The organism is Natrinema sp. CRL1, from assembly GCF_059162405.1.
Genome location: NZ_JBLVOY010000004.1, coordinates 486,412 through 508,004, shown reverse-complemented (window position 1 = coordinate 508,004; position 21,593 = coordinate 486,412). Strand labels below are relative to the sequence as shown.

Annotated in this window: 20 protein-coding genes; 11 read left to right on the top strand and 9 right to left on the bottom strand. The window is 67.4% G+C overall.

Annotated elements, in window-relative coordinates:
• Window position 1 precedes the first annotated feature (1 nt).
• Complete coding sequence (locus tag ACJYUO_RS16585) at window positions 2-1,000, top strand: hypothetical protein (protein ID WP_494346447.1); 999 nt, start codon at window positions 2-4, stop codon at window positions 998-1,000.
• A complete protein-coding gene (locus ACJYUO_RS16580) occupies window positions 993-3,248 on the top strand; it encodes a hypothetical protein (RefSeq protein WP_494346446.1) in 2,256 nt (751 codons plus the stop codon). The genes ACJYUO_RS16585 and ACJYUO_RS16580 overlap by 8 nt, the downstream gene beginning before the upstream one ends.
• Before the next feature lie 60 nt (window positions 3,249-3,308).
• Here ACJYUO_RS16580 and ACJYUO_RS16575 read toward each other — a convergent pair whose 3' ends face one another.
• From ACJYUO_RS16575 to ACJYUO_RS16545, 7 genes are all read right to left on the bottom strand, one after another.
• Window positions 3,309-6,236, bottom strand: coding sequence for a hypothetical protein (locus tag ACJYUO_RS16575; RefSeq protein WP_494346445.1), 2,928 nt, complete (start codon window positions 6,234-6,236; stop codon window positions 3,309-3,311).
• Window positions 6,229-7,998 (bottom strand): ATP-binding protein, encoded by a 1,770-nt coding sequence (locus tag ACJYUO_RS16570; RefSeq protein ID WP_494346444.1) that lies wholly within the window; start codon window positions 7,996-7,998, stop codon window positions 6,229-6,231. The genes ACJYUO_RS16575 and ACJYUO_RS16570 overlap by 8 nt, the downstream gene beginning before the upstream one ends.
• Window positions 7,991-8,719 (bottom strand): hypothetical protein, encoded by a 729-nt coding sequence (locus ACJYUO_RS16565; RefSeq protein WP_494346443.1) that lies wholly within the window; start codon window positions 8,717-8,719, stop codon window positions 7,991-7,993. Before ACJYUO_RS16565 ends, ACJYUO_RS16570 begins: the two co-directional genes overlap by 8 nt.
• Before the next feature lies 1 nt (window position 8,720).
• Window positions 8,721-9,779 carry a hypothetical protein gene (locus ACJYUO_RS16560; RefSeq protein WP_494346442.1) on the bottom strand — a complete coding sequence of 353 codons (1,059 nt, stop codon included), beginning with the start codon at window positions 9,777-9,779 and terminating at the stop codon, window positions 8,721-8,723.
• Window positions 9,780-9,851: 72 nt separating this feature from the next.
• Entirely contained in the window at window positions 9,852-10,970 is a 1,119-nt protein-coding gene (locus ACJYUO_RS16555) for a hypothetical protein (protein ID WP_494346441.1), read from the bottom strand.
• Window positions 10,971-11,146: 176 nt separating this feature from the next.
• Complete coding sequence (locus tag ACJYUO_RS16550) at window positions 11,147-11,800, bottom strand: HAD family hydrolase (RefSeq protein ID WP_494346440.1); 654 nt, start codon at window positions 11,798-11,800, stop codon at window positions 11,147-11,149.
• 51 nt (window positions 11,801-11,851) lie between these two features.
• Window positions 11,852-12,445, bottom strand: coding sequence for a DJ-1/PfpI family protein (locus tag ACJYUO_RS16545; RefSeq protein WP_494346439.1), 594 nt, complete (start codon window positions 12,443-12,445; stop codon window positions 11,852-11,854).
• A gap of 286 nt (window positions 12,446-12,731) precedes the next feature.
• Here ACJYUO_RS16545 and ACJYUO_RS16540 point away from each other — a divergent pair, with 286 nt between their 5' ends.
• The 9 genes from ACJYUO_RS16540 to ACJYUO_RS16500 all read left to right on the top strand — a co-directional run bounded on the left by ACJYUO_RS16540 (window position 12,732) and on the right by ACJYUO_RS16500 (window position 20,098).
• A complete protein-coding gene (locus ACJYUO_RS16540; RefSeq protein ID WP_494346438.1) occupies window positions 12,732-13,214 on the top strand; it encodes a hypothetical protein in 483 nt (160 codons plus the stop codon).
• A gap of 21 nt (window positions 13,215-13,235) precedes the next feature.
• Window positions 13,236-13,610, top strand: a complete 375-nt coding sequence (locus ACJYUO_RS16535; RefSeq protein WP_494346437.1) for a hypothetical protein — start codon at window positions 13,236-13,238, stop codon at window positions 13,608-13,610.
• A 192-nt stretch (window positions 13,611-13,802) separates the two neighbouring features.
• Entirely contained in the window at window positions 13,803-14,153 is a 351-nt protein-coding gene (locus ACJYUO_RS16530) for a hypothetical protein (RefSeq protein ID WP_494346483.1), read from the top strand.
• Window positions 14,154-14,320: 167 nt separating this feature from the next.
• A complete protein-coding gene (locus ACJYUO_RS16525; protein ID WP_494346436.1) occupies window positions 14,321-14,503 on the top strand; it encodes a hypothetical protein in 183 nt (60 codons plus the stop codon).
• 112 nt (window positions 14,504-14,615) lie between these two features.
• Window positions 14,616-15,743 (top strand): helix-turn-helix transcriptional regulator, encoded by a 1,128-nt coding sequence (locus tag ACJYUO_RS16520; RefSeq protein WP_494346435.1) that lies wholly within the window; start codon window positions 14,616-14,618, stop codon window positions 15,741-15,743.
• Window positions 15,744-15,913: 170 nt separating this feature from the next.
• A complete protein-coding gene (locus tag ACJYUO_RS16515) occupies window positions 15,914-16,615 on the top strand; it encodes a hypothetical protein (protein WP_494346434.1) in 702 nt (233 codons plus the stop codon).
• 122 nt (window positions 16,616-16,737) lie between these two features.
• Entirely contained in the window at window positions 16,738-17,514 is a 777-nt protein-coding gene (locus tag ACJYUO_RS16510; protein WP_494346433.1) for a DUF91 domain-containing protein, read from the top strand.
• Window positions 17,515-17,809: 295 nt separating this feature from the next.
• Window positions 17,810-18,880: a tRNA-intron lyase gene (gene endA / locus ACJYUO_RS16505; RefSeq protein WP_494346432.1), complete on the top strand. Its 1,071-nt coding sequence runs from the start codon at window positions 17,810-17,812 to the stop codon at window positions 18,878-18,880.
• A gap of 63 nt (window positions 18,881-18,943) precedes the next feature.
• Window positions 18,944-20,098: a tubulin/FtsZ family protein gene (locus ACJYUO_RS16500; RefSeq protein ID WP_494346431.1), complete on the top strand. Its 1,155-nt coding sequence runs from the start codon at window positions 18,944-18,946 to the stop codon at window positions 20,096-20,098.
• A gap of 56 nt (window positions 20,099-20,154) precedes the next feature.
• On the opposite strand, the gene ACJYUO_RS16495 is transcribed toward ACJYUO_RS16500, so the two are convergent.
• Together ACJYUO_RS16495 and ACJYUO_RS16490 are read right to left on the bottom strand one after the other, a co-directional pair.
• Window positions 20,155-21,081 carry an ornithine cyclodeaminase family protein gene (locus ACJYUO_RS16495; RefSeq protein WP_494346430.1) on the bottom strand — a complete coding sequence of 309 codons (927 nt, stop codon included), beginning with the start codon at window positions 21,079-21,081 and terminating at the stop codon, window positions 20,155-20,157.
• A gap of 65 nt (window positions 21,082-21,146) precedes the next feature.
• A complete protein-coding gene (locus ACJYUO_RS16490; protein WP_494346482.1) occupies window positions 21,147-21,542 on the bottom strand; it encodes a methylated-DNA--[protein]-cysteine S-methyltransferase in 396 nt (131 codons plus the stop codon).
• Between the last annotated feature and the right edge of the window lie 51 nt (window positions 21,543-21,593).

The window sequence follows — 21,593 nt, the reverse complement described above, 5'->3', positions numbered from 1 at the left end:
CATGCCCACACGATCTACCCGACGGTCGATGCTACTCGCGGCGATACTCGTCGTCGCGACGGTGGCGACGGTGCCCCTCTTCGGGGGGACCGTCGCCGCACAGGAGGAGGAGAGCGCGAACGACTACTTCGAGACGTTCCGCGGGATGGAGGGGACCGAAGCCTACCAGGAATACGACGAACTCGAGACGGTCCGGACCTTCGCCGTGTCACAGACGCAGGTGACCGGCGATCTCTCCGCCGACGAGCGCGCGGAGTTCGCGGCCGTCGCCGGCACCCTGCGGGCGTTCGACCGCGCCTACGTCCGCGCCGAAGACGGCGAGTACGAGGCGAGTCTCGCCGCCGCCGAGAACGTCAGCGCACATATCGATGACCTCGAGCAGTACGACCAGACGCAGGCGACGCTCGCCAGCCTCGCGCTGACGCGGTTCTACGAGCGACTCGGCGACGGTCTCTACGAGGAGGCCGACGCCGTGAACCGAACGCCCGACCGGATCGAGCGCCTCGAGATGACCGCGACCGCCTACGAGCGGGCGGACATGCCCGAGGAAGCGGCCCAGTTCCGGGTGCAGGCCGAGCAGTTGACCGCCGAGTACGAGCGCGACCGCGAGACCATCGCGACCGCGCGCAACGCGACGGCGACTTTCGTCGAAGACTGCACCGATTGCACGAACGCACAGGCGGCCATCAGCGCCAACGGCCTCGAGACGTTCGCGGCCTACGAGGAGGCACGAGCGACCGAGAGCCGGATTCGGGACGCCAGGGATCGCGCGGCGACTCACGGACTCGCAGATCGCGAGGAAGAACTGACCGCGATGGCCGACGACGTGACCGAGACCCGAACAACGCTCGCGATCGCCTCGAGCGCGGTGCTGGTGGGCTACGGGCTCGCCATCGGACTGTTGGGAACGATCATCGTCGGACGGCTCTTCCTCTGGCGACGGACCTACGAGGCGTCTCGAGTCGGATCGGTCGTCGCAGTGGGTGATAGCGATGTCTGAGCGCAACCGAGTGCTGTTCGTTACGCTCGTTCTCGCGATCGGCCTAACGATGGCGGCCGTCCCGGGGGCGACGGCACAGAGCAGTGTCACCGTCGACGCGGAGAGCGGCCCGGTCAATCTGGGAACCGAGACGGAGACGCACTCTGTCACGGTCACGAACAACGGAAACGACTCCGTCTCGCTCGATATCTCGTCGCCGTCGGGCATCGATGTCGACCCGGATCAGCGAAGCGTTCCGGGGCAGTCGAGCCGAACGATCGACCTTGATATCAGCGGCGATAACGACGCGAGCGGCGGGACGGTCACCGTCAGCGCCGGCGGCGACTCGGACAGCTTTCAGGTCGACCGCCTCCCGATCGCCGGCCTCGAGGACGAACCCCTCGACACTGGTGACGTACTCGTCGGCGAGAGCGCGTCCGGCGAGGTCGACATCGAGGAACTCACCGGCGAAGGAGGACTGAGTTACGCCAGTGCAACCGTCGTCAGCACCGATCCGGACGCCGATCTGGGCGTCAGCACGAGCGGCGGCACGCTGAACTGGAACGTCTACGCCGACAGCGGCGTCGACCAGCACGAGGATCTCGAGTGGGAGGTAGAGCTCAGGGCGAACGACGACTCCAGAACGACCCGAACCGTCGACGTCGAGGGCCGCGTGATCTACCCCGCCGAGTTCGGCGAGGTCACCCTCGACGACGAGATGACGTTCGATGAACCCCGCGGCTCGTCCTCGACGATCACGAAGACGGTCGATCTCGACGTCGAGAACACCGGTGACCTCGAGTTGGATCTCGACGGCGTGACGGCCTACGCATCGAACGGCGGGCTCGACGTCTCGGTCGCGGACAGCCCGGACACGATCGACGGACAGTCCACCGAGACGGTCGAGTTGGCGGTGACGGCGGATACCACGCTCTCGGAAGGAACCTACGACGTGACGGGCTCGGTCAGCGCGGCGGAATACAGCGTCAGCGACGCGAGCTACGACGGCACCGTCGACATCGAGCACGGAACCGAACTCGACGTTCCGAGCCGGATCGACCTCGGGGACGTGCCGATCGGGGAACCCGAGCGGCGGTCGACGACCGTCGGTGAATCGCTCGGCTATAACAACGTCGACGACCTCGAGGTCTCGCTCGAGGACGGGCCGGACAGGTGGCTGACAGTTGAGGAATCCCCGTCGCGGCTCGCCGCCGGCGACGACCAACCGGTCGTCTTCGGGATGGCCTTCGAACCCGACGCCGAGGTGGGGACCAGCTACGAGTGGACGTACGTCGTCGACGGCGACGGCGTGGACGAAGAGACCGTGACGGTCACGGCCTCGCCGGTCCCGCTCGATCTCGGGCCGATCCGGTCCGAGGTGTCGTCCTACGACGGGACCGTCGCCGATCGCACCGTCGCGATGATCAACACGATGGACGAGCGGTCACGATCCGGCGACGTGTCGGGCGACGACATCACCCGGGTCCTCTCCTACGGGAGCGCCGTCTCGCTCTACCTCGAGTCGATGGAGACCGCACGCGAGCGACAGGCCGCCGGCGAGTACGAGTCCGCCCAGCGGGAGGTCGTCCAGGCCGCGGCCGCCTACAACACGATGACCCTCTATGCGAACGAACTCGAGGGCGACGCCTTCCGAGATGACAGTTCAGCAGTGGTTTCCACCGCTGAGAGCGACCTCGATACGGCGATCGCCGAACAGGAGGCCTACTACGAGGAGCGCCTCGAGTCCGAGAACGTCTCGCTGATCGAGGAGGCAACGATCCAGCGACAGCTCGCTCGAGTCGCGCTATTGCAGGGCGACGACGAGCGGGCGGCGACCCTCGAGTCGGACGCCGACTCGGCCTTCCAGAGCTACACCGAGTCGGTCTCCGAGGGCGAGCGGGCTCGCCAGCGGGCCGACGAGACGTGGGCCGCGATGGAGACGGAGCAGTTCGTCACGGTCGCCGGACAGCCCCTGTTCCTGAACCCGGCCGAATACGACGCCTACGCCGAGCGCGTCGACGAGATGAACACCGCCTACGAGAACGCGACGGCGACGTTCGAGGACGCCGGCGAGACGAGCCGAGCCGAGGCGGTGACGGCGGAGTACGACCAGCGAACCACCGCGTTACAGGTGACCCGTTGGTCGCTGTTCGGCGCGGTCGCGGTGTACGCGGCGCTCGTCATCGGGATCGTCTTCCGGACCGCACGCGGAATGTACTGGTATCTCCGTGACGCGCGGGAGTCGGTCAGCGGCGACTTCCTCGTGTGAAATCCCGTCTCCGGCCTGCCGGCCGGTGACGGTAATTTCGTCCCGACGACCGAACCGACGTTACTCGAGTTGGAACGGCGTCGACAGCGACGATGGGACGCTCCGATTCGACGACTCGTTTTCGATGCGGTCGATCGACCAGCGCTCGCGGTGTGTGTCGGTCCAGTCCGCCTCGTCCGCGACCGACGGCCCGGCCGCGCGAACCGCGTGTTCGTGCTCGGTGTCGTCGGCCGCGAACCGTACCGTCGCGTCGAACGCCGGGTCCGAGACGCCGGGTTCGATGTCGACGAAGTGTTCGATCCGATCGCCGGGCTCGAGGCGCTCGCGGCGCGCTTCCGAGTAGAACAGTTCGTTGATCGGCTCGCCGCTCGCCGACACCGCGACGTCCGACAGCGGCCGATCGCCCTCGTTCTCGAAGACGAGCACGACGGTCCCGTACTCGCCGGCGACCTGCGTCTCCGGGCCGATCGCGATCCGGAACCGATCGTCGTCAGCGGCGGTGTCGGCCCCGACGGACGAGACCGTCGCGACGATATCGATCCGGCGGTCAGTGCCGTCCTCGTCGGTGACTTCCAGCACTCCCAAAATAGCGTCCGCGTCCCCGTTGACGCCGCTCGCGTCCCAGCGTTCGGGGCTGTCGGTCGCGGTCGTCGACTCGCCGGCGGCGAGACGCGCCTCGAGCGGGACCGCGCAGCCGGCGATCTCGAGCCCGCGAATCCGACGGGGCCGGTCATCGCGGTTCTCGAGGTCGGCGACGACGGTGCCGTCGGTCGGATCGACGGTGGCCCGAACGGCGACGCCGTCATCGCCGGCAGCGATCGTGCGTTCGGAAAGGCGCTCGCGAACGTCTCCGTCGACGCTGATCGATGCCGACGGCAGGGTGGCGCTCTCGCCCGAGAGGACCGCCACCGAGCGCTCGAGGGTCGTCCGTTCGCCGCCCGCGAGCCGGCCGATATCGACGGTCGAATCGCCGATATCGACGGCAACGGTCGCCGCCGAGTCGCCCTCGTTCTCGAGTTCGATCCGGTCGCGGACCGCGTGCCCGACCGGTGCCCGCTCGTCGTCCGGCCGCCGCGTCGCGACGATTCGGGGGTCGCCGGCGGTCTCGTCGGCGGTCGCGGAGTCGGCGGAATTGTGGCTCGAAATCCGCTCGTCGTCGGCGGCTGCGGATCCACCAGCGGCCGTCTCGGCACGTGTCTCGATATCGGCCGCCGGCTCCGGCTCGTCCCCACCCGTCGACTCGGTTCCGACTGTCGATCCGTCCGAAGCGTCCGCGGACGCGGCCGACCCGACTGTCGACTCGGACCGGGCGGACCGAGCAGATCGGGACGATCGGGACTCGCTCGCGCCGCCGAGTCCCGACGAACCGGAGAGCGTCCCCGGACCCGCGCCCGAGAGCCGGACCCGCTCGTCGACATCGAGCGACTCGAGGCCGATCCGGGCGGTGCCGTCCTCGAACCGGGGCACGACGAGCAGCAGGTCGTCGCCCTCGACGGTTACCTCGGTCCGGACGCGACCCGCCCCCGGAAGTTCGATCACGAGCCGGTCGACGACGGGCACCGAGCCGTCGATCTCGAGGGTCGCACGGACCGCGTCCTCGTCGGGTTCGACGTCGATCGTCGGGATCGGCGGCAGCGTACAGGTCGGGGCGTACTCCCGGCGGCGCTCGCCGCGGGCGACCTCGAGACCGACCGACACCCGCCGGTCGGGTTCGTAGGGCCGCGTGACGGTCCCCGTCCACGTCTCGCCGGGCTCGAGGGCGTCCGTGCCCGCGTCCGTCTCGCGGAGCCGAACGTCCTCGAGTGCCACGCCGCCGACGTTCTCCACGGTGACCGCGAGTTCGGCGACGCCGTGGTCGATCGCCGTCGACTCGAGATCGGTCTCGACGGCGATCCCGCCGCTTGCGGCGTCATCGAGTTCGATTTCCGCCTGCTCGACGACCGAGCCATCGACGGCGAGTTCGACCGCCGTCTCGCCTTCGGTCCTGACCGATTCGACCGGGAAGTCCACGAGCGTCGTCTCGCCGGCCTCGATCGCCGTCGTCCGCTGGCTGGGCGAGAGCGTCGCCCCGTCGACGGCGGCAACCAGCGAGACGCGGTGCTCTCGGTCGGTGGCATTTGTCACCTCGACGTCGATCGTGCCGCCGACGCCGACGCTGTCGGTCGCGACGGCGAGCCGGAACCGGTCGCGGCTGTGCGTGTGGATCGACACCGTCCCGTCCCGGATCGCACAGACGAGCGCCCCGTCGGCCGTCGCATAGCCGTCGCCACTCGAGAGGCCCGAAACCGAGGCCGTCGCGCCCTCCGGGTCGACCGCGCGGATGCCGTCCGCCGTGGTCACCAGCACCGACGAATCGCCGACCGGCGCGACGTGTTCCGCCGCGAGTTCCGTCTGCCAGCGCGACTGGCCGGTCTCGAGGTCGGCCGAGACGAGCCGATCGTTCTGCAGGGCAGCGACGACCGCGTCGTCACACCGCCCGAGACTCCGCACGACAGCCTCGAGGTTCCGGTCGAAGGCGACCTCCCCATCGGGGTCGATCCGAGTCAGGAACGACCACGTCGCGATCACGAAGCCGGAGGGCGTGCCGAGCAAGCCGTCGTCGGCCGGTCCGCCCGGCCGCGTGCGCTCGACGTCGAACTGCTCGCGACCGGTCGCGATATCGACGGCCCGGAGCCGATCCGGCCCGAGCACGCCGACGAGTCCCGTCTCGGGGACGGCAGCGATCGCGTGGGCGTCCCCAACCGGCTGCTGTCGGATCCGATCGCCGTCTCGCGAGTAGGTCGTCAGCGCCTCCCCCGAGAGGACGAGCACGCGGTCGGCCAGCGCGAGGTCGACCACCCGTTCGCCGTGGTCGATCTCGAGGCTGTCCCCGCCCGTGGCCACGACGACGCGGTCGTCGGCACCGAGCGCGATCGCCCCGTCGCCGACGCCGACGGCGTCGACGCGGCCGCTCTCGAAGGAGCCGACCTGCCGATAGCCGTCACTCATCGTCCTCACCTCCGCTCGAGCCGGCGTCTTCGTCCGCCTCGTCGGGCTCCGAGATGTCGATCTCCGCCATGTCCGAACTCGAGTCGTCCGTCGTCGCCGACCCCGAGGGCGGTTCGTTCGACGGTATCGCGGTTCCGTCCGTCGGAGCCCCCTCCGCCGACGTCGCGGCCCCGTCAGTCGGGGCCGGGTCGCCGCCACCGAGCAACTGGCCGAGCGACGACGGCTCCGAGCCGAGGCGCATTCCCAGCCGGTCGGCCTGCTCCTCGACGTAGCGTTTGAGTTCGGGGTAGCCCTCGAGGTCGTCGATCTGGGTCCGCACGCTCGCGACGTACTGGCGGATCGTTTTCGGCTCGGTCGCCTCGAGGCGCTCGAGGAAGTAGTCGGTATCCGGTTCGATCGGCTCCCGGTCGGGGAGGTGGACGCTCTCGACGAGTTCACGCTGGAGGTCGCTCCCGAGGACGCGGTCGGCGATCTCGGCCGGCGTGTACCCCTTCGATTCCGCCCCGATGCGCTCGTAGTCGACCCCCGTCGCGCCGGCCATCGACGAGAGGTGTTTGCGCCAGACCTCGGCCATGACCGTCTCGTCGGGCTGGGGAATGAACTGCTGGATCGGGAACCGGCGGGTCGCCGCCGGGTCGATGGTAAACGGCATGTTGGTCGCGCCGATCACGAGCAGGTTGTCCTCTATTTCGTTCATCTCCTGGAGGAAGGCGTTGGTCAGCGACCGCTCGTGGCGCTGTAAGGAGTCGTCGCCACGGTCCGGAATGAGGGTGTCGACCTCGTCGAAAAAGAGGACCGCGAAGCCGTCCTGTGCGATCCCGTGGGCCTTCTCGAAGATCGCCTCGACGCGTTTCTCGGACTCCCCCGAATACTTCGAGAGCACGTCGCTGCCCTTGATCTCGAGGAATTTGACCTCGCCGTAGCTCTCCTCGATGCGGGAGTTGAACTTCGCCTCGTAGGCGATCGCCTCCGAGATGAGCGTCTTCCCACAACCCGGCGGCCCGTACAGCAGCATGCTGTTGCCCCGCGAGGCGAACTCGTCGCCGTAGCGGTCGATAACCTCGTCGCGAACGTCGGGATCGAACAGCGCGAGCAGGTTCTCCGCGGTCCGCTTGACCTCCGGCAGCCCGGCGACATCCTCCTCGAAGCTGACGGTCGGCTTCTTCGGCTCGAGTGACACCTGAACCTCCTCGTCGCCAGCTCCCTCCTCGCCGGCCCCACCGGGACCGGGACCGCCGCGATTCGCCGTGTTTCTGGTCGCGCGAAGCTCCCGGAGTTCCCCGGCGTCGATGAACTCGAGGTCGGTGTTGGGCGTGACCCGGAGCGTGGCGTAGTCGGTCGGCTCCATCGCCGCGACCTCGAAGGTCGCCAACTCGTCGCCTTTCGGGACGACTTCTTCCATCGGGTGGAGCAGGTAGTCGTTCTCCCGAAGGAACGGCTCGAGGTCCTCGGGGACGATCTCGCTGGTGTGGATCTTCGCCGACGAACACTCGACGACATCGCGTTTCGACGCGTCAGCATCGACGAGGAAGTCCTTGCCCCGGTCGATGCCGCCGAACACGGTTTCGACGTTCTGGTGCATCCGAACCTTATTCCCGATCCCGTCGATGATCGAGTCGTCGACCGGTTCGACGTAGAAGAACGCCCGCCTGTCGTTGTGGCGAATCTCGACAGTGTCGGTGTTGGGTCCGACCTTCTTCGCTCCGATTTTGATCCGGGACGTCGGCTGATCTCGCTTCAGTATTGGCGTCAGGTTATGCATTGTCGTCACTCCGTAGCTGCGTCGTCGCGTCCTCAATCGTCGATAACAGTTCGTCCTGCCGGTGGTCCGACCGATCGCGGACGTACCGGGTGTCGGCGTCGGCCCGACGAACGACCAGCGAGAGCGTCTCGAGCATCTGGGCGATCGCCTCGCAGCCGGTCGCGAGCGGCCCGTCGGCGTCGCCGGCCCGCACCCGGCGAACGATCCGCTCGAAGTCCGCCCGGACGCCCTCGAGTCGCGCGAGCAGGGTCTCGATGAGCGGTTTCCAGTTGCGCGCGTACGGCGCGGTCGCAGACAGCGGCACGATCACCCGCGAGTCGACGGTCTCGAGGTAATCCGCGGCCGCGACGCGGTCGGCGACCGCCGGCTCGAGGGCCTCGACCGGCGTCGATCCGCGCTCGTAGCCGGTCTCGAGGATCAGTCGGGCGAGGTCGTCCCGATCTTCCGAACCGTCCTCCAACCCCGTTGCCGTTCGACCGGAGCCGCCGTCAGGCAGGCACTCACGGTCCGCTCGGTCACCGCCCTCGGCTTCGGCCTCAGTCTCGAGTCGCGGCGGGAACGGTGCCCCGGCGCGAAGTAGTTCGGCGAGGTCGACGAGTGCGGCCATCGCGATGTCGACCCACAGCGCGGGTTCCGACCCCGAGAAGGTCCGCACGGCGAGGAGTTGCTCCCCCTGTTCGTCGACCCGACGAACCCCCTGCAGCAACGAGTCTGCGCGCATCCTACGACATCCCGAGTTCGCTGGCCTCGGTTTCGGGGTCGGTCTCCTCGACCTCCTCGCCGGCCGTCTGCTGTGCGGTTTCGCCGAGCGAGCCGATATCGCTGAGGATGTCGTCGGCCATCGAATCCAGTTCGTGGTCCGCCGTGTTCTCTAGCTCCTCCTCGAAACCGCCCACGCCGGCGAGTTGGGTCGTCAGCTCCCCCATGTTGTCGACGATGTTCATCGCCTCGTCGGGGAACGTCTGTTTCTTGAGCGCTTGCGTTCGGACCTGCTCGCGCTTGTTCCCGAGCGTCGTCTTGGCCGACTCCAGCATCTCAATGTTGTCGGCGAGTCTGTCGGCACCGCTCTCGACCTTCTCGGCCAAGTTCTCCTGATCGGCCTCCTTCATCTTCTTGTGGTAGATCAGCTTCCGCTTGAGCTGCGTGAACCGCTCTCGCTCCTCTTCCGGGAGCGTCGACGGGTCCTTCGGGACGCCCGCGCCGGTGCCGAGGCTCTTCAGTTCCTGTGCGGTTTCCTCAAGGTGTTCGTCGATCTTCCCCGAACTCTGATCGATGTCGGCCATCCGGTTCTCGAGTTTCTCCTTTGCGCTGTCGACCCGGTCGATCGTCTCGGAGATCTTCTCGACGCAGGCGTCGATGGCGGCCGCCCAGTTCAGGATCATTCGGCCGTTTATCTCTTCGGGGTTGTCGCTGGGGTTGCGGAGCATCACGACCTGTCCGCCCTGCAGGTCAAGGATGTCCTCGTCGGCGAGGAACTCGAGCAGCGCCTCGGCTTGCTGTTCGCTCGTGACGATGTCCCCGTCCTCGTCGCTTGCCGAAGCGAGCGTCTCGATCGCTCGCCGGCGGTCGATCCGTCCGTTCCCTTCCTTGAGTTCCATCGAACCCAGCAGATCGGTCTTGATGATCGCTCGGATGGCCCGTTCCCATTCCCCTTCGATGTCGTCACCCTCGATCCAGCGGGCGTCGAGGCGAACCGGGTCGTCGGTCTGGTTGACTGGGTCGGCGATCACGAACTCCCGTCCGTCGCTTTCGATGCGTTCGAATTCGTACTTTTGTGGCATTGTGTCTCTGTTGTGGTCGCGTCGGTCGTTCAGGATGACTGTGTATCGCGGTCGAATATCCGTTCGGCCCCGTTAGGCGGCCATACCGCCGAATTCCTCCTCGTTGACGAGGCCCCGGTAGCGGTCCCGAACCGCGTCGCGGACGTACTCGTTGACTGCCGTCGCGTTGCTCACCTGCAGTTCCTCGAAGTGTTCCTCGGCCAGTTCGACCCACTCCGGCAGCGTGCCGGGCAACTGGTCCTGCTCGGCTTTCAGGTCGGTCCGAATCCGTCTGGCGTGGTCCTCGACCACGTCCTCGAAGGGGCCGACTGCCTCGACCATCTCCCGGCCGCGATCGAGCCCGAGCCGATCGATCACCGAGTCGCGGGTGCTCCCGAGGATTTCGCTGCGGACGCTCCGAGCCGTCGAGAGAACGTCGAACCGGCTGTCGATCTCGTTTTCGACGACCTGCTCGAACTCGGCGGTCCGGAGCACGTAACTCGAGTCCTCGAACTCGGCCTCGACGTCGTCTTCGATTTCTTCGGCCAGATACCGGGCGTACTCGTCGATCGCCTCCTCGACCAGATACTCCCCGTCGAGGTCGACGATATATCCCTCGCGGTCGAGATACCGGATCACGTCGGATGTCGCATCGACATCGATGACGCTCTCGAGGTCGCTGTGGGCGATCTTCCCGTTCGAGGCCTCCCGCTCGAGCCGCGAGTCCAGGCCGACGTCGTCGGCGTGTTCTTTGAGCTGGGGGCCGATCGTGTAGTAGTCGCGTTTACCGGCGGTGATCCGGCGGACGTAGTTCCGGTCGGCGAGTTCGTCGGCGAAGAACTCCATGTCGTCGATCGCGAGCGAGAACCGCGAGCGCAGGGTCTCACCGGTGACCACCAGCCGCTGGCCGAACAGGTTGGTCAGTTCCCGGGTGATGTTCATGTTCCCTTTGACGCCGAACGGATCCACGTAGAAGACGCCGTCACGGAGTTGCTCGAGGTCGACGAACTCGTCGGCCGTCATCTCGGTCAGCGCCTTGCGCATGTCGCTCGAGGAGAGCGACCGCGCGTTGACGAGACCGATATCGGCGCTCTCGTAGGCGGACTTGATCTCGCTCTTCTGATCGGAGACATAGATAAATCCGTAGTTGTCCTGGGCGATGTCGCGACAGACGTCTTCCAGAACGTCGGTATCGACCGGTAAGAGCGTCATTGTTGAGTGAGTTATATGCTCGCATACTAAACCTTGCGACCGTTGTCTTCGTTTCCCGACGACGGGAGATATTTCAACAGTTCGAACGGAAAGACCGAAAAATGGCTGCCGGAAAACCGGCGGAGACGGGGATCGAGAAACCGAGCGGTGCGGGTCCCCGGCGATCGCGAGCGGGTTTACATTACGGTACTCTCGCGCACGCGCTCTCGAATTTCGGCCGGCGAGTCCACGATCTCGTCCGCCGGCGAGCGGTCGATATCACCATGGGCGTCGATCCGGTAGGCGACGACAACCGTCCCGGCTCGAGCGGCCGCCTCGATGCCGTTCGCCGAGTCCTCGACGACGACGCAGTCCGCGGCGGGAACGCCGATTTCCTCGGCCGCGTACTCGAAGACGTCGGGGGCCGGTTTGCTCGCGGCGTCGATGTCGTCGGCGCTGATGACGCGGTCGAACTCGCCCTCGAGGTCGAAGCGCTCCGTGACCATTCCGATCCAGTCGTGGGGCGAGGAGGAGACGAGCGCGGTCGGAACGCCGCGATCGTCCAGTTCGGCGAGAAGGTCGTGGAGCCCGTCCAGTAGCTCGACGCGGTCGGTGTAGATCTCCTCGGCGGCCGCAGTAAAGCGTTGGACGAATTCTTCGCGGGAGATTGCGGTGCCGTACTCCGCCTCGAGGTAGTCGTAGATCTCGCGGAAGTTCATTCCGCTCGTCTCGGCGACGGCGACGTCCTCGTCGGGGACGGCCGCCGGGAGGATTTCCTCGCGCTGGAAATCGACCCAGTAGTCTTCGCTGTTGACGAGCACGCCGTCCATATCGAACAACACAGCAGGCATGTACGGCGGGGTATTCGATCGCCGCCTATAGCCGTTTGGCCCGATGGGCACTCAGGCGAAAACGCTCCCGCGCCGTTCGTGTTCCATCTCGGTCTCGACCGCTTCGGCGATGTCCGCGCCGAACTCCCGCTCGAGCAGCCACAGCGCCAGATCGATCCCCGCGGTGACCCCGCCGGCGGTGAGCACGTCACCGTCGTCGACGACGCGCTCGTCGATCACGGTTCCGGCGGCGGCCTCGAGATCGTCGATGGCGACCTGATGGGAGGTCGCGGGTCGCCCCTCGAGCAGGCCGGCCTCGGCCAACACCATCGCGCCGGTACAGACCGACGCGACCGTCGCGCCATCGGCGTGGCGCGCGGCGACGGCCGCCGGCAGACGCCCGTCCTCGACGACGGCCCGCACGCCGCCCGCGGTGGTCCATCCGCCGCCGGGGACGACGAGCAGATCCGGCTCGCCGAGCACTCCGTCGGGCTCGACTCGGAGCCCGTGACTCGCCGTCACGAGCGAGGTCTCCGCGAGGGTCACCAGCCGCGTCTCGATCGCCGCGCCGGCGTCGGCCCCGTTCTCGAGGACCTCGTAGGGGCCGATGGCGTCGAGTTCGTCGAAGCCGTCGAACAGCATGATTTCGGCGGTCGTCTCGTCCATACGTGATCGTCGCGAGCGAGGGTGAAATCCGTTGTGTAGGCACTGCCTCTCACCCGGCGTCGGTCAGCGTCGGCCGGTCGCTCGCCGTCGGGCCTACGGCCGCTCGAGTCGTTCGGTTCCCCTCACTCCGCTTGCGCGCCGACCACCGTCGCAACCCCGATCGGATGGCGTTAAACCGAGTTCAAACCGACGAAAAAGACATTCAAACGGCGTCAAACCCTCGAAATCCGCGTTCACGGCATCCACCCTTCAAGTCGATACGGCCACCGAGAGTCGGATGCGAGCTATGAACCGAACAACGCTCATCGCAGTTGCCTGTGCCGCACTGATCATGGCGACCGGGTTCGCCGCCGCAGCCCCCGGAAACGCACCCGTATCCGTTGACACGGGCGCGGATAGTACCGACGAACAACACGCGAACGAACACGCCGACGACCGAGCCGGGAACGGAACCGCTGCCGACAGTGCAGCCGGCGACAACGAGAGACAGGGACCGAACGTCGACCTCCCTGAACAGGTCCCCGACCACGTCTCCAGTATCCACGACCGCGTGTCGACGTTCCTGAACGGCGGCCTCGACGGGTCGCTCGGCGACGCTGTTAGCGAGGTGACACCGGGTGATGGCGACGAAGCAACCGACGATACCGAGGCCGATGACAGCGACGAACCCGCTGCCAACGGTGATGAAGCCGATGACAGCGACGACGAGTCACAGGAAAACGACGAAGAGAACGACGACAGCAACGAGTCGGCCGATAGCGACGAATAACTCGCCGCCTCACTGCTCCCCATGCCTCCACTCACTCAGCCGGTGCCGATCGGTCTCGAGGACCGACTGCTGGCGTTCGCCGTGAGCCTGCTGGTCGGCGGTGCCGCTCTCCACGCCGGCACCCACGTCGTCGCCGACGCCCGTGACTACGCCCACGCCGTGCTGACCGCACTGCTCGGCGCGCTGGCGTGGGCCGTCCTCGAGCCAGTGCCGCTGGTCGGCGGACTACTGGCGCTCACGGCGTGGATCGCGGTCGTCAAGTGGCGCTACCGACTCGGCTGGCTGCGCTCGCTCGGCGTCGGCGCGGCCGCGTGGGCCGCCGCAGTGGTCGTCCTCGCGGCGCTCGAACTGGTCGGCATCGGCTCGATCTCGGCGCTCGGCGTGCCGGGTACCTGAATCGCGTTCCCGCTGGCGCTTTCCTCCACCGCCGTTCGTGTGATCGTGTCTCCGCTGCCGTTCGAGCGTCGCACGTAGTATTCTGGGTGGGCCGACTCGGGTCCCGCAACCGGCGACTCGAGTCGGTTCGATCTCCCGGCCGATCACGAGGTTACCATGGAGTATACTTATCCGGGCATCGAAGCGGTTGACATGGTTGCACTCATCGGATCGCTCGTCGCCTTCGTCGTCGCCCTCCTCGTCGGCGGGCTGGCGATCTTCGCCAGCGCGCGGTTCATCGTCGATGTCGAGGACTACTCGTACGCGACCGTTACCGCGCTCCTCGGTGCGATCGCGTGGGCACTGACCTCGTGGATTCCGCTGTTCGGCCCGATACTCGCGCTGATCGCGTGGATCTGGGTGATCAACTGGCGATACCCCGGCGGCTGGGGGACGGCCGCAGCGATCGGGTTCATCGCGTGGCTCGCCGCGCTCGCGATCCTCTTCGTGCTCAATACCGTTCTGAGACTCGGCGTCGGCGCGTTCGGCGTCCCCGGTGCGTAGGTCTGTACTGGCGACGACGATCGATACTCGGCGTAAATCGGCGCAAATCGGGGCCACGGAGTACCCGGTTGAAGGGCTCGAGTGATCACACTCCGATCGTGATGCAGAGACAAACGCTACTCACGATCGCGATTTCGGTAATGCTTCTCGTCGGTGCGACAGGTGCTGTGACGGCACAGCCAGCCGACGGGCCCCCAGACGAGCTTCCGGAACCAGTCCCGGAGTTCGTCTCCGATATCTTGGGGGCCATAACCGACTTCGTCGGCGGTGCACTCGAGACCCTTGGTGAGGTCGTTCGCGGACTCACTCCCGGCGGTGATGCCGGCGCTCCAAATGGTGAAAATAACTGATCTTTCAGCGACATATTTCAATGGAGATCAGCCGTATCAAACGGATAGGCGACCTGAGTCCGCCATCTCCGGGTTCCGCATGCTTTAACCGATGTGGCAAGAACCACCTCGTATGAACGTTCGCGCCGGCGTGACGGTCGTGATCGTCGCGGTGCTTTTGGCCGGGACGGGACCGATCGCAGCCGCGGCCGGAGCGACTCAAAGCGGACAGTCCCAGTCGGAGCCGTTCGCGCTCCAGCAAGACGGGATCGACGCAGACGAGGTCCGAATGGACGTTGCGGTCCAGCCCAACGGAACCGCCGAATGGACCCTCGAGTTCTGGGTGCGTCTCGACGACAACGAGAGCGAGACGGCGTTCGAATCGCTGCGGGCGGACATTCGAGACGACCCCGAAAACCACACGCAGTCCTTCGCCGATCGGATGAACGAGACGGTCGGCGCGGCGAGCAACGCCACGGGACGCGAGATGGCCGCCGATGGGTTCAGTGTGAGCACCGACCGCCAGTCGTTCGCGCGCGAATACGGCGTCGTCAGGTACACCTTCGACTGGCACGGGTTCGCCGCGAGCGACGGCGACGAACTCCGTGCGGGTGACGCCCTCGAGGGGCTCTACCTCGACGACGGCACTCGGCTGTTGATCGAGTGGCCGGCCGACTACGAACTGACCTCCGCGGCCCCCTCCCCGGACGACGAACGCGAGCAGGCGGTGATCTGGCGGGGCGGGGACACCGACTTCGTCTCCGGCGAGCCGCGGGTCGTCGTTACCGCGGACACGGGACCAAACGCGGCGCTGCTCGCGGCCGCCGCAGTCGTCGTGGCCGGCCTCGGCGCGGCCGGCGCGTGGTGGTACCGCAATCGCAGTTCGGCGGGTCGAGCCGCCGACGGGGACGGGGAGTCGCGCCGTCCGGGTACCGCGTCGGACTCGGCGGCTGCTACGACTGCGGCGACGACCGCCGAAGCGGCCGACTCGAGCGCGAGCGAGTCTGCGGATGCGGAACTCCTCACCAACGAAGAACAAGTCCTCCGACTCGTCAGAGAGCGCGGCGGCCGCATGAAACAGCAGGCGGTCGTCGAGGAACTCGAGTGGACCGACGCGAAGACCAGCAAGGTAGTCAGCGGACTGCGCGAAGACGGCGACCTCGAGTCGTTCCGGCTCGGTCGCGAAAACGTGCTGTCGCTCCCCGATGAAGGCGAGACGATGACGGAAGCAACCGGCGGCGAGAATGACGGATCCTCGTGACGGCCAACTGCGGCTGTCGCCGCTCCGAGCGGGCGGCGAGCCCAAATCGAGAAATTCGCCGAAATCGGCAGAGGGCAACGGATCGAAAACGGCGTTAAACCGCGTTGACCGTCGGTGAGCCCAAGTCGCTATCCCGACTGGCTAGCAGCAAGCGGAGACAACAGATACCAATGAACCGAACCACGTCGATCACGCTGGCAGCGATCCTCGTCGCCGCGACAGTCGCGGTGCCCCTCGCCGCGGCGAGCGTCGCTTCGAGCGGCAGCGTCCAAGACGAGACCGATACGAACGAAGCGAACGAATCGATCAAACCCGGCGAGCGGTTCGCCGCTGCGGTCGGCGTCCAGAACGCCGAACTCGAGGGGAACGTCTCGGAGCGAGCCTTCGGCGTCAGAATCGCGAACGCGGCGTCGAACGACACGAAAGCGGCGATCGTCGCCGAGCACCACGAGACCGCCGACGCGCGTCTCGAAGAACTCGAGGACAGACTCGAGACGCTGAACGAGTCCCGCGAGGCCGGGAATCTCAGCGAGGGTCGCTATCGCGCGGAAGTCGCGACAACCGTCGCAGAGATGCGGTCGATCGAGCGACAGGCTACAACGGCCGAAGCGACGGCGGCGGAGTTGCCGCCAGACGCACTCGCCGCCAACGGGATCGACCTCGAGTCGATCCGAACACTGCGAGAGCGCGCCGGCGAACTCGGCGGACCGGACACCGCGGCGATCGCTCGCTCGATCGCCGGCGACGATGTCGGCCGCTCGAGCGGGAACGGACCCGGCGTCGGCGGCCCGAGCGACGACCCGGTCGACGATCGGCCTGGTGGTCAAGCGGGCGACGGAAACAGTACCGTTACAGGACCGAACGGGGAGTAAGCCCTCCGTTCTCGGATTGATTCTCGAGCGAGGCGTTCGACCGCCAGCATCGATTTTGTTCGAAATCGAAATCCACCGAGATTGTCCGCGGGTTTAAGTACGAACCCGCGGCCAGACCGCCCATGATCGACGACGCGATCCGCGTGCTCGCGGGCGACTGCACCGTTATCGCCGAGGACGCCGACCGCGAGGAGTACCGCGGCCGGGTAACGACGATCGTCAAACCCGACAACACCGTCCTCGTCCACGACAGCGACGGCTACCAGCCCGTCGCGTGGCTCACTCGCGCCGACAGCGTCTCGAGCGAGCGCCACGATGGCTTCACCCTCGTCGCGAAGAAAGACACCCAGACGCTGCGGATCGCCGCCCACGAACAGGAGGGCTTTGCCCACTACCCGTCTTCGGCGGCCGGCACGCCAGTCGGGGAGTGTCCCGACTGTGGCGGCGCGCTCGTCCGCTCGAGCGGCGTCCACTGTGTCGGCTGTGGGAATCGCTACGGCGTTCCGGCGGACGCGACGATCCGCAACGAGCGCTGTGATTGTGACTGCGGGCTCCCGAAGATGCGCGTCGAGCGCGGCCTCGCGTTCAACGTCTGTCTCGATCGGGGCTGTGAGTCCCTCGACGCCGCGGTCAAGGCCGAATTCGACCGCGAGTGGACGTGTCCGGAGGCAGGCTGTGACGGTGACCTCAGAATCCTCCGGCGTGGCGGTCTCATCGCCGGCTGCGAGCACTACCCCGACTGCGACACCGGTTTCGCCGTCCCCGCCGGCGTCGTCGACGGCGAGTGTGGCTGTGGCCTCCCGACCTTCGAAACCGCCAGCGGCGTTCGGTGTCTGGACGCGACCTGCGATCGGGCTTTGGAGGGGCCGCTCGAGAACGACGCCGCGGCCGACGACTGACCGGTTCGTCCCGGCTGCAGATGCTCGAGTTCCTATCCGCTACAGCACCCTGGCGAGCTGCCGCTGCGGTGGGTGGGACTGAAAGGGGCTGGCGCGCCGGGCGAACCCCGACGACGCAAGGACCACAGTGACGAGCGAAGCGAGTGAACGAGGACCGCAGCGAGTCGTGGGAGTCCGGCGCGTCAGGGGCTTTCACGGTGTTTGCAGCGACACGTCACCAACGCCGATCGGCAGTGTGAGTCGAGACGAAGGATCGATCCGCAGCCACTTAATCCCGGCCGGCCAACAGCCGGCTATGGCACTCGAGGGGCGGTTCGAGGACGGCGTCGTTCGCGTGGGCAGCGATGCGCGCCAGCGGTATCACGACTCGCGAGGCTACGGCTATCCGCTCGAGGGCAACGAGATCGCCCTCGCACCCGTCGAGGCGGCACACCTGCTCTACCGGGGCGACCTCGAGGCGGTCGTCGACGCCGAGAGCGGCGAGCGGCTCGGATTCCGGGAGTTCATCGCCCGCGAACCGGGCGAGGATTTCGGCGTTCGATTCCTCGTCTACGCGGATCTGCGATCCCGCGGGTTCTACCTCTCACCGGCCGCGGAGCCGTGGGTGGCCGAGCCGCCGAGTGGCGAGGCCGACTTTGCGGTCTTCCCGCGCGGAAAGGGGCCCGGCGACGGCGAGATTGCCTACGCCCTGCGGATCATCGGCGAACGGACGGATATTCCGGCCAGCGAACTCCGGGAAGGGGTGCTGGCGGTCGTCGACGAGGAGAGCGAGATTACCTACTTCGAGGTCGGCCGCCGGGATCCGACCGGGACCTCGACTCCCGACGCGTCACTGCCCGATGGCTGTGCCGCGGACCTGCTCGCCGACCGGGTCGTCGTCTGGGAGCCCCCACTGGACCTCTACGAGCGAACCTTCTACGGGCAGCCGCTGGAGGGGCGAGAGTACGACGAGCCGACGCTGCAGTGTTCCCTGCTCGAGGCGGCCTACCTCGCCGAACAGGGAGCGATCGCCCTCGAGCCAGAGACGGTCCGCGAGCGGGGCCGCGAGGTCGAAGGCGAGCGGTTCGACCGTCGGCTGCTCGTCTATACGGCCCTGCGGGAGCGCAACGTAGTCCCCAAGACGGGGTACAAGTTCGGGGCGGACTTCCGAACCTACGCCGACGTAGAGTCCGTCGAGGAGCTTGGCCACTCCGAACTGCTCGTCCGGGTCCATTCCGCCGACTACGTCTTCGAACCGCGCGATCTGGCGCTCGACGTTCGGCTCGCTCACGGCGTCCGGAAGACGATGGTGTTCGCGCTCGTCGACGACGGCGCGGAGGGGGGCGAGGGAATCGACTGGTGGTCGCTCGAGCGGCTGACGCCCTGAGCCGATTCGGCGACAGTCCGAGCGAGCGGAATCCTGAAACCCCCGACGGACGAGGAACGCACCATGCAACTCGAGGTAATCGGCGTCGGCGGCGCGGGCTGTCGGATCGCCGACGCGATCCGGGCCGCGGAACCGACCGACCACTCGTTTCTCACCGATGTCTTCGCGTTCGATACCGACGCGAGCGACCTGAAGAGGACCGTCATCCCCGAATCGAACCGGTTCCGGTACGGCCCCGACGGGGCCGAAGGCGGCCTCGAGGGCGACCTCGAGCGGGGTCGGTCCCTCGGCCGGGATCACGTCGACGACCGCCTCGAGAGCGCGGAGCGAACGACACCGGGAGCGGCCGACGGAGTTCTCGTCGCGGTCGGCCTCGGCGGGGCGACCGGCGGCGGCGCGGCCCCGGCGCTCGTATCAGCGCTCCAGCAACGGTCCGACGCGCCGGTCTACGTTCTGGCGACGCTGCCGGCCGACCGCGAGTTCGACGCCGCCACAGCGCCGTCGGGAACCGGCCCGCACTCGAGCGAGCCGAACGCTGCCGCCGATTCGCCGCCGCGACCGACCGCAGCGGCGAACGCCGTCGCCACACTCGAGCGACTCGACGGGATCGCGAGCGCGATCATCACGTTCGACAACGAGAACTGGCTCCGACCCGGTGAGACGCTCGCAGACGGTCGCGACCGCTGTAACCACGAGCTGGCGACGCGAGTCGCAGCCGTCTTCGCCGGCGGCGGCGATTCGGCGGACTCGGTCGCCCAGACCGTCATCGATGCGAGCGATATCCGCCGGATTCTCGGCGACCAGTCAGCCGTCGTTTCGCTCGGCTACGGCGACCAGACGGTCGAGACGAACGGCTCTCGGTTCGGTCTCGGGCTCCTGTCGGCGGAGCCGGACGTCGAGACGAGCGAGGCGGTCAGCGCCGTCGAAACCGTGGTCCGAAAGGGGATCCGCGGAAAGCTCACCCTCGAGTGTGACCCCGAAACGGCCGACCGCGGACTGCTGATCGTCGGCGGACCGCCGGCGTGGCTCAACCGACGGGCGATCGCCGAGGGCCGAGGGACCCTCGAGTCGGCTATCGGCGGCTCCGGGATCCTCGGCGGCGACGCGCCGCGACCCGACGGCGACCGCGTCTTCGCGACGGTCGTCCTCGCCGGCATCCGATCGGATCGGCTCGCGGAGTTACGGTCAGCGGCCGACCGAACCAGTCGTGTCGACTAACTATAGTAGCCACTGATGGACGATCGCGAAATCGTCTCGCAGGTCCGGTGGCCGAGCTACGCGAACCGCTCGAGGAATCGCTTGCCGAGGACGGCCTCCGTTCCAGCCAGTCCGACCGAGCAAAACAGCGTGATATCGTCCTCGTGCTGCCGGCCGAGTTCCGGGTCCTCGAGCACGTCGGCGAGTTCGACCATCCGCTCGCGGTCCGCGCCCGAAGCGATGTAGGGGCGGTCGTAGGCGTCGACCTGCGGGAGCGAGTCGGTCGCGATCGCGTCGGCGCGGGAGACGACCTCGAGGGGCAGTTCGTGGACATCTTCGAACCGCGGACCGATCGTCGTGACGTGGGTGCCGGACTCGAGCCAGTCGGGATCGAACACGGGGTCCTCGCTGTTCGTCGCACAGACGAGCGCGTCGGCATCGCTGACGACCGGTTCGGGATCGTCGACGGCTCGAACCGGTGGCTCGACCTCAGTATCGATCGTTTCGGCGAATGACTCGCGGTTCTCGAGGGTCGGGCTGTAGACCAGTACCTCCTCGACGTCGCGGGACGCACACGCCGCGCCGACCTGTGCCCGCGCTTGAAAGCCCGTGCCCAGAACCCCGAGCGTGTCGGCGTCGGAACGGGCGAGCGCGTCGATCGCAACCCCACCGATGCCGCCGGTCCGGAGGCCGCCGACGGCGTGGCCCGCAATGAGCCCCTCGAACGCGCCGGTCGCGGCGTCGAAGACCGCCACCAGTTCCGTGTGGTCGTCGCCGGTGCCGTGGGTCTCGTAGACCCGGAAGCCAGCGGCGTTCGTCGGCCCGGTCGCGGCTCCCGCGGTAAAGACGAGGTCGCCCTCGCCGGCCGGGACCGTCCAGCGCGGCGGCGCCTCGAGCGTGCCCGCGGCTCGTTCGGCGAACGCATCGCGCATGGCGTCAACGACCTGTTCGTAGTCGAACTGCGAGTACACGTCGCCGTCCGTCAGGATCGGAAACTCGGTCATGACCGACGTATCAGTCGGAGCGACCATAACAGGTGCGGCGCGGGACCCGACCGGGAGCCGAACCGTTACGAGTCGCCCGGAATCGCGGCCCCCTCGTGCTCGAGCAGCCGCCGTTTCAACGCCAGTCCGCCCGCGTACCCGGTGAGCGAGTCCGCGCCGACGATCCGGTGGCAGGGGACGATCACGGGAGTCGGATTGCGGCCACAGGCCTGCCCGACCGCGATCGGTGCCGTCTCGAGGGCTGTGGCGACCTCCCCGTACGTTCGAGTTTCGCCGGGCGGAATCTCGGTCATCGCTCGCATCACGTCGCCCGTGAAGCCGTCGGGAAACTCGATCTCGAGGTCGAACGCCGTCCGTTCGCCGGCCTCGTACTCCCGCACCTGCTCTCGGATCGCCGTCGGCTCCTCATCGATCGCCGAGGCGTCGATCTCCTGCTCGCGCCCGAAGAGGTGAATCTGCATCGGTGATCGGGGTTCGGTTCGCACCGACATTATGCTCGGTGGCCGAATATT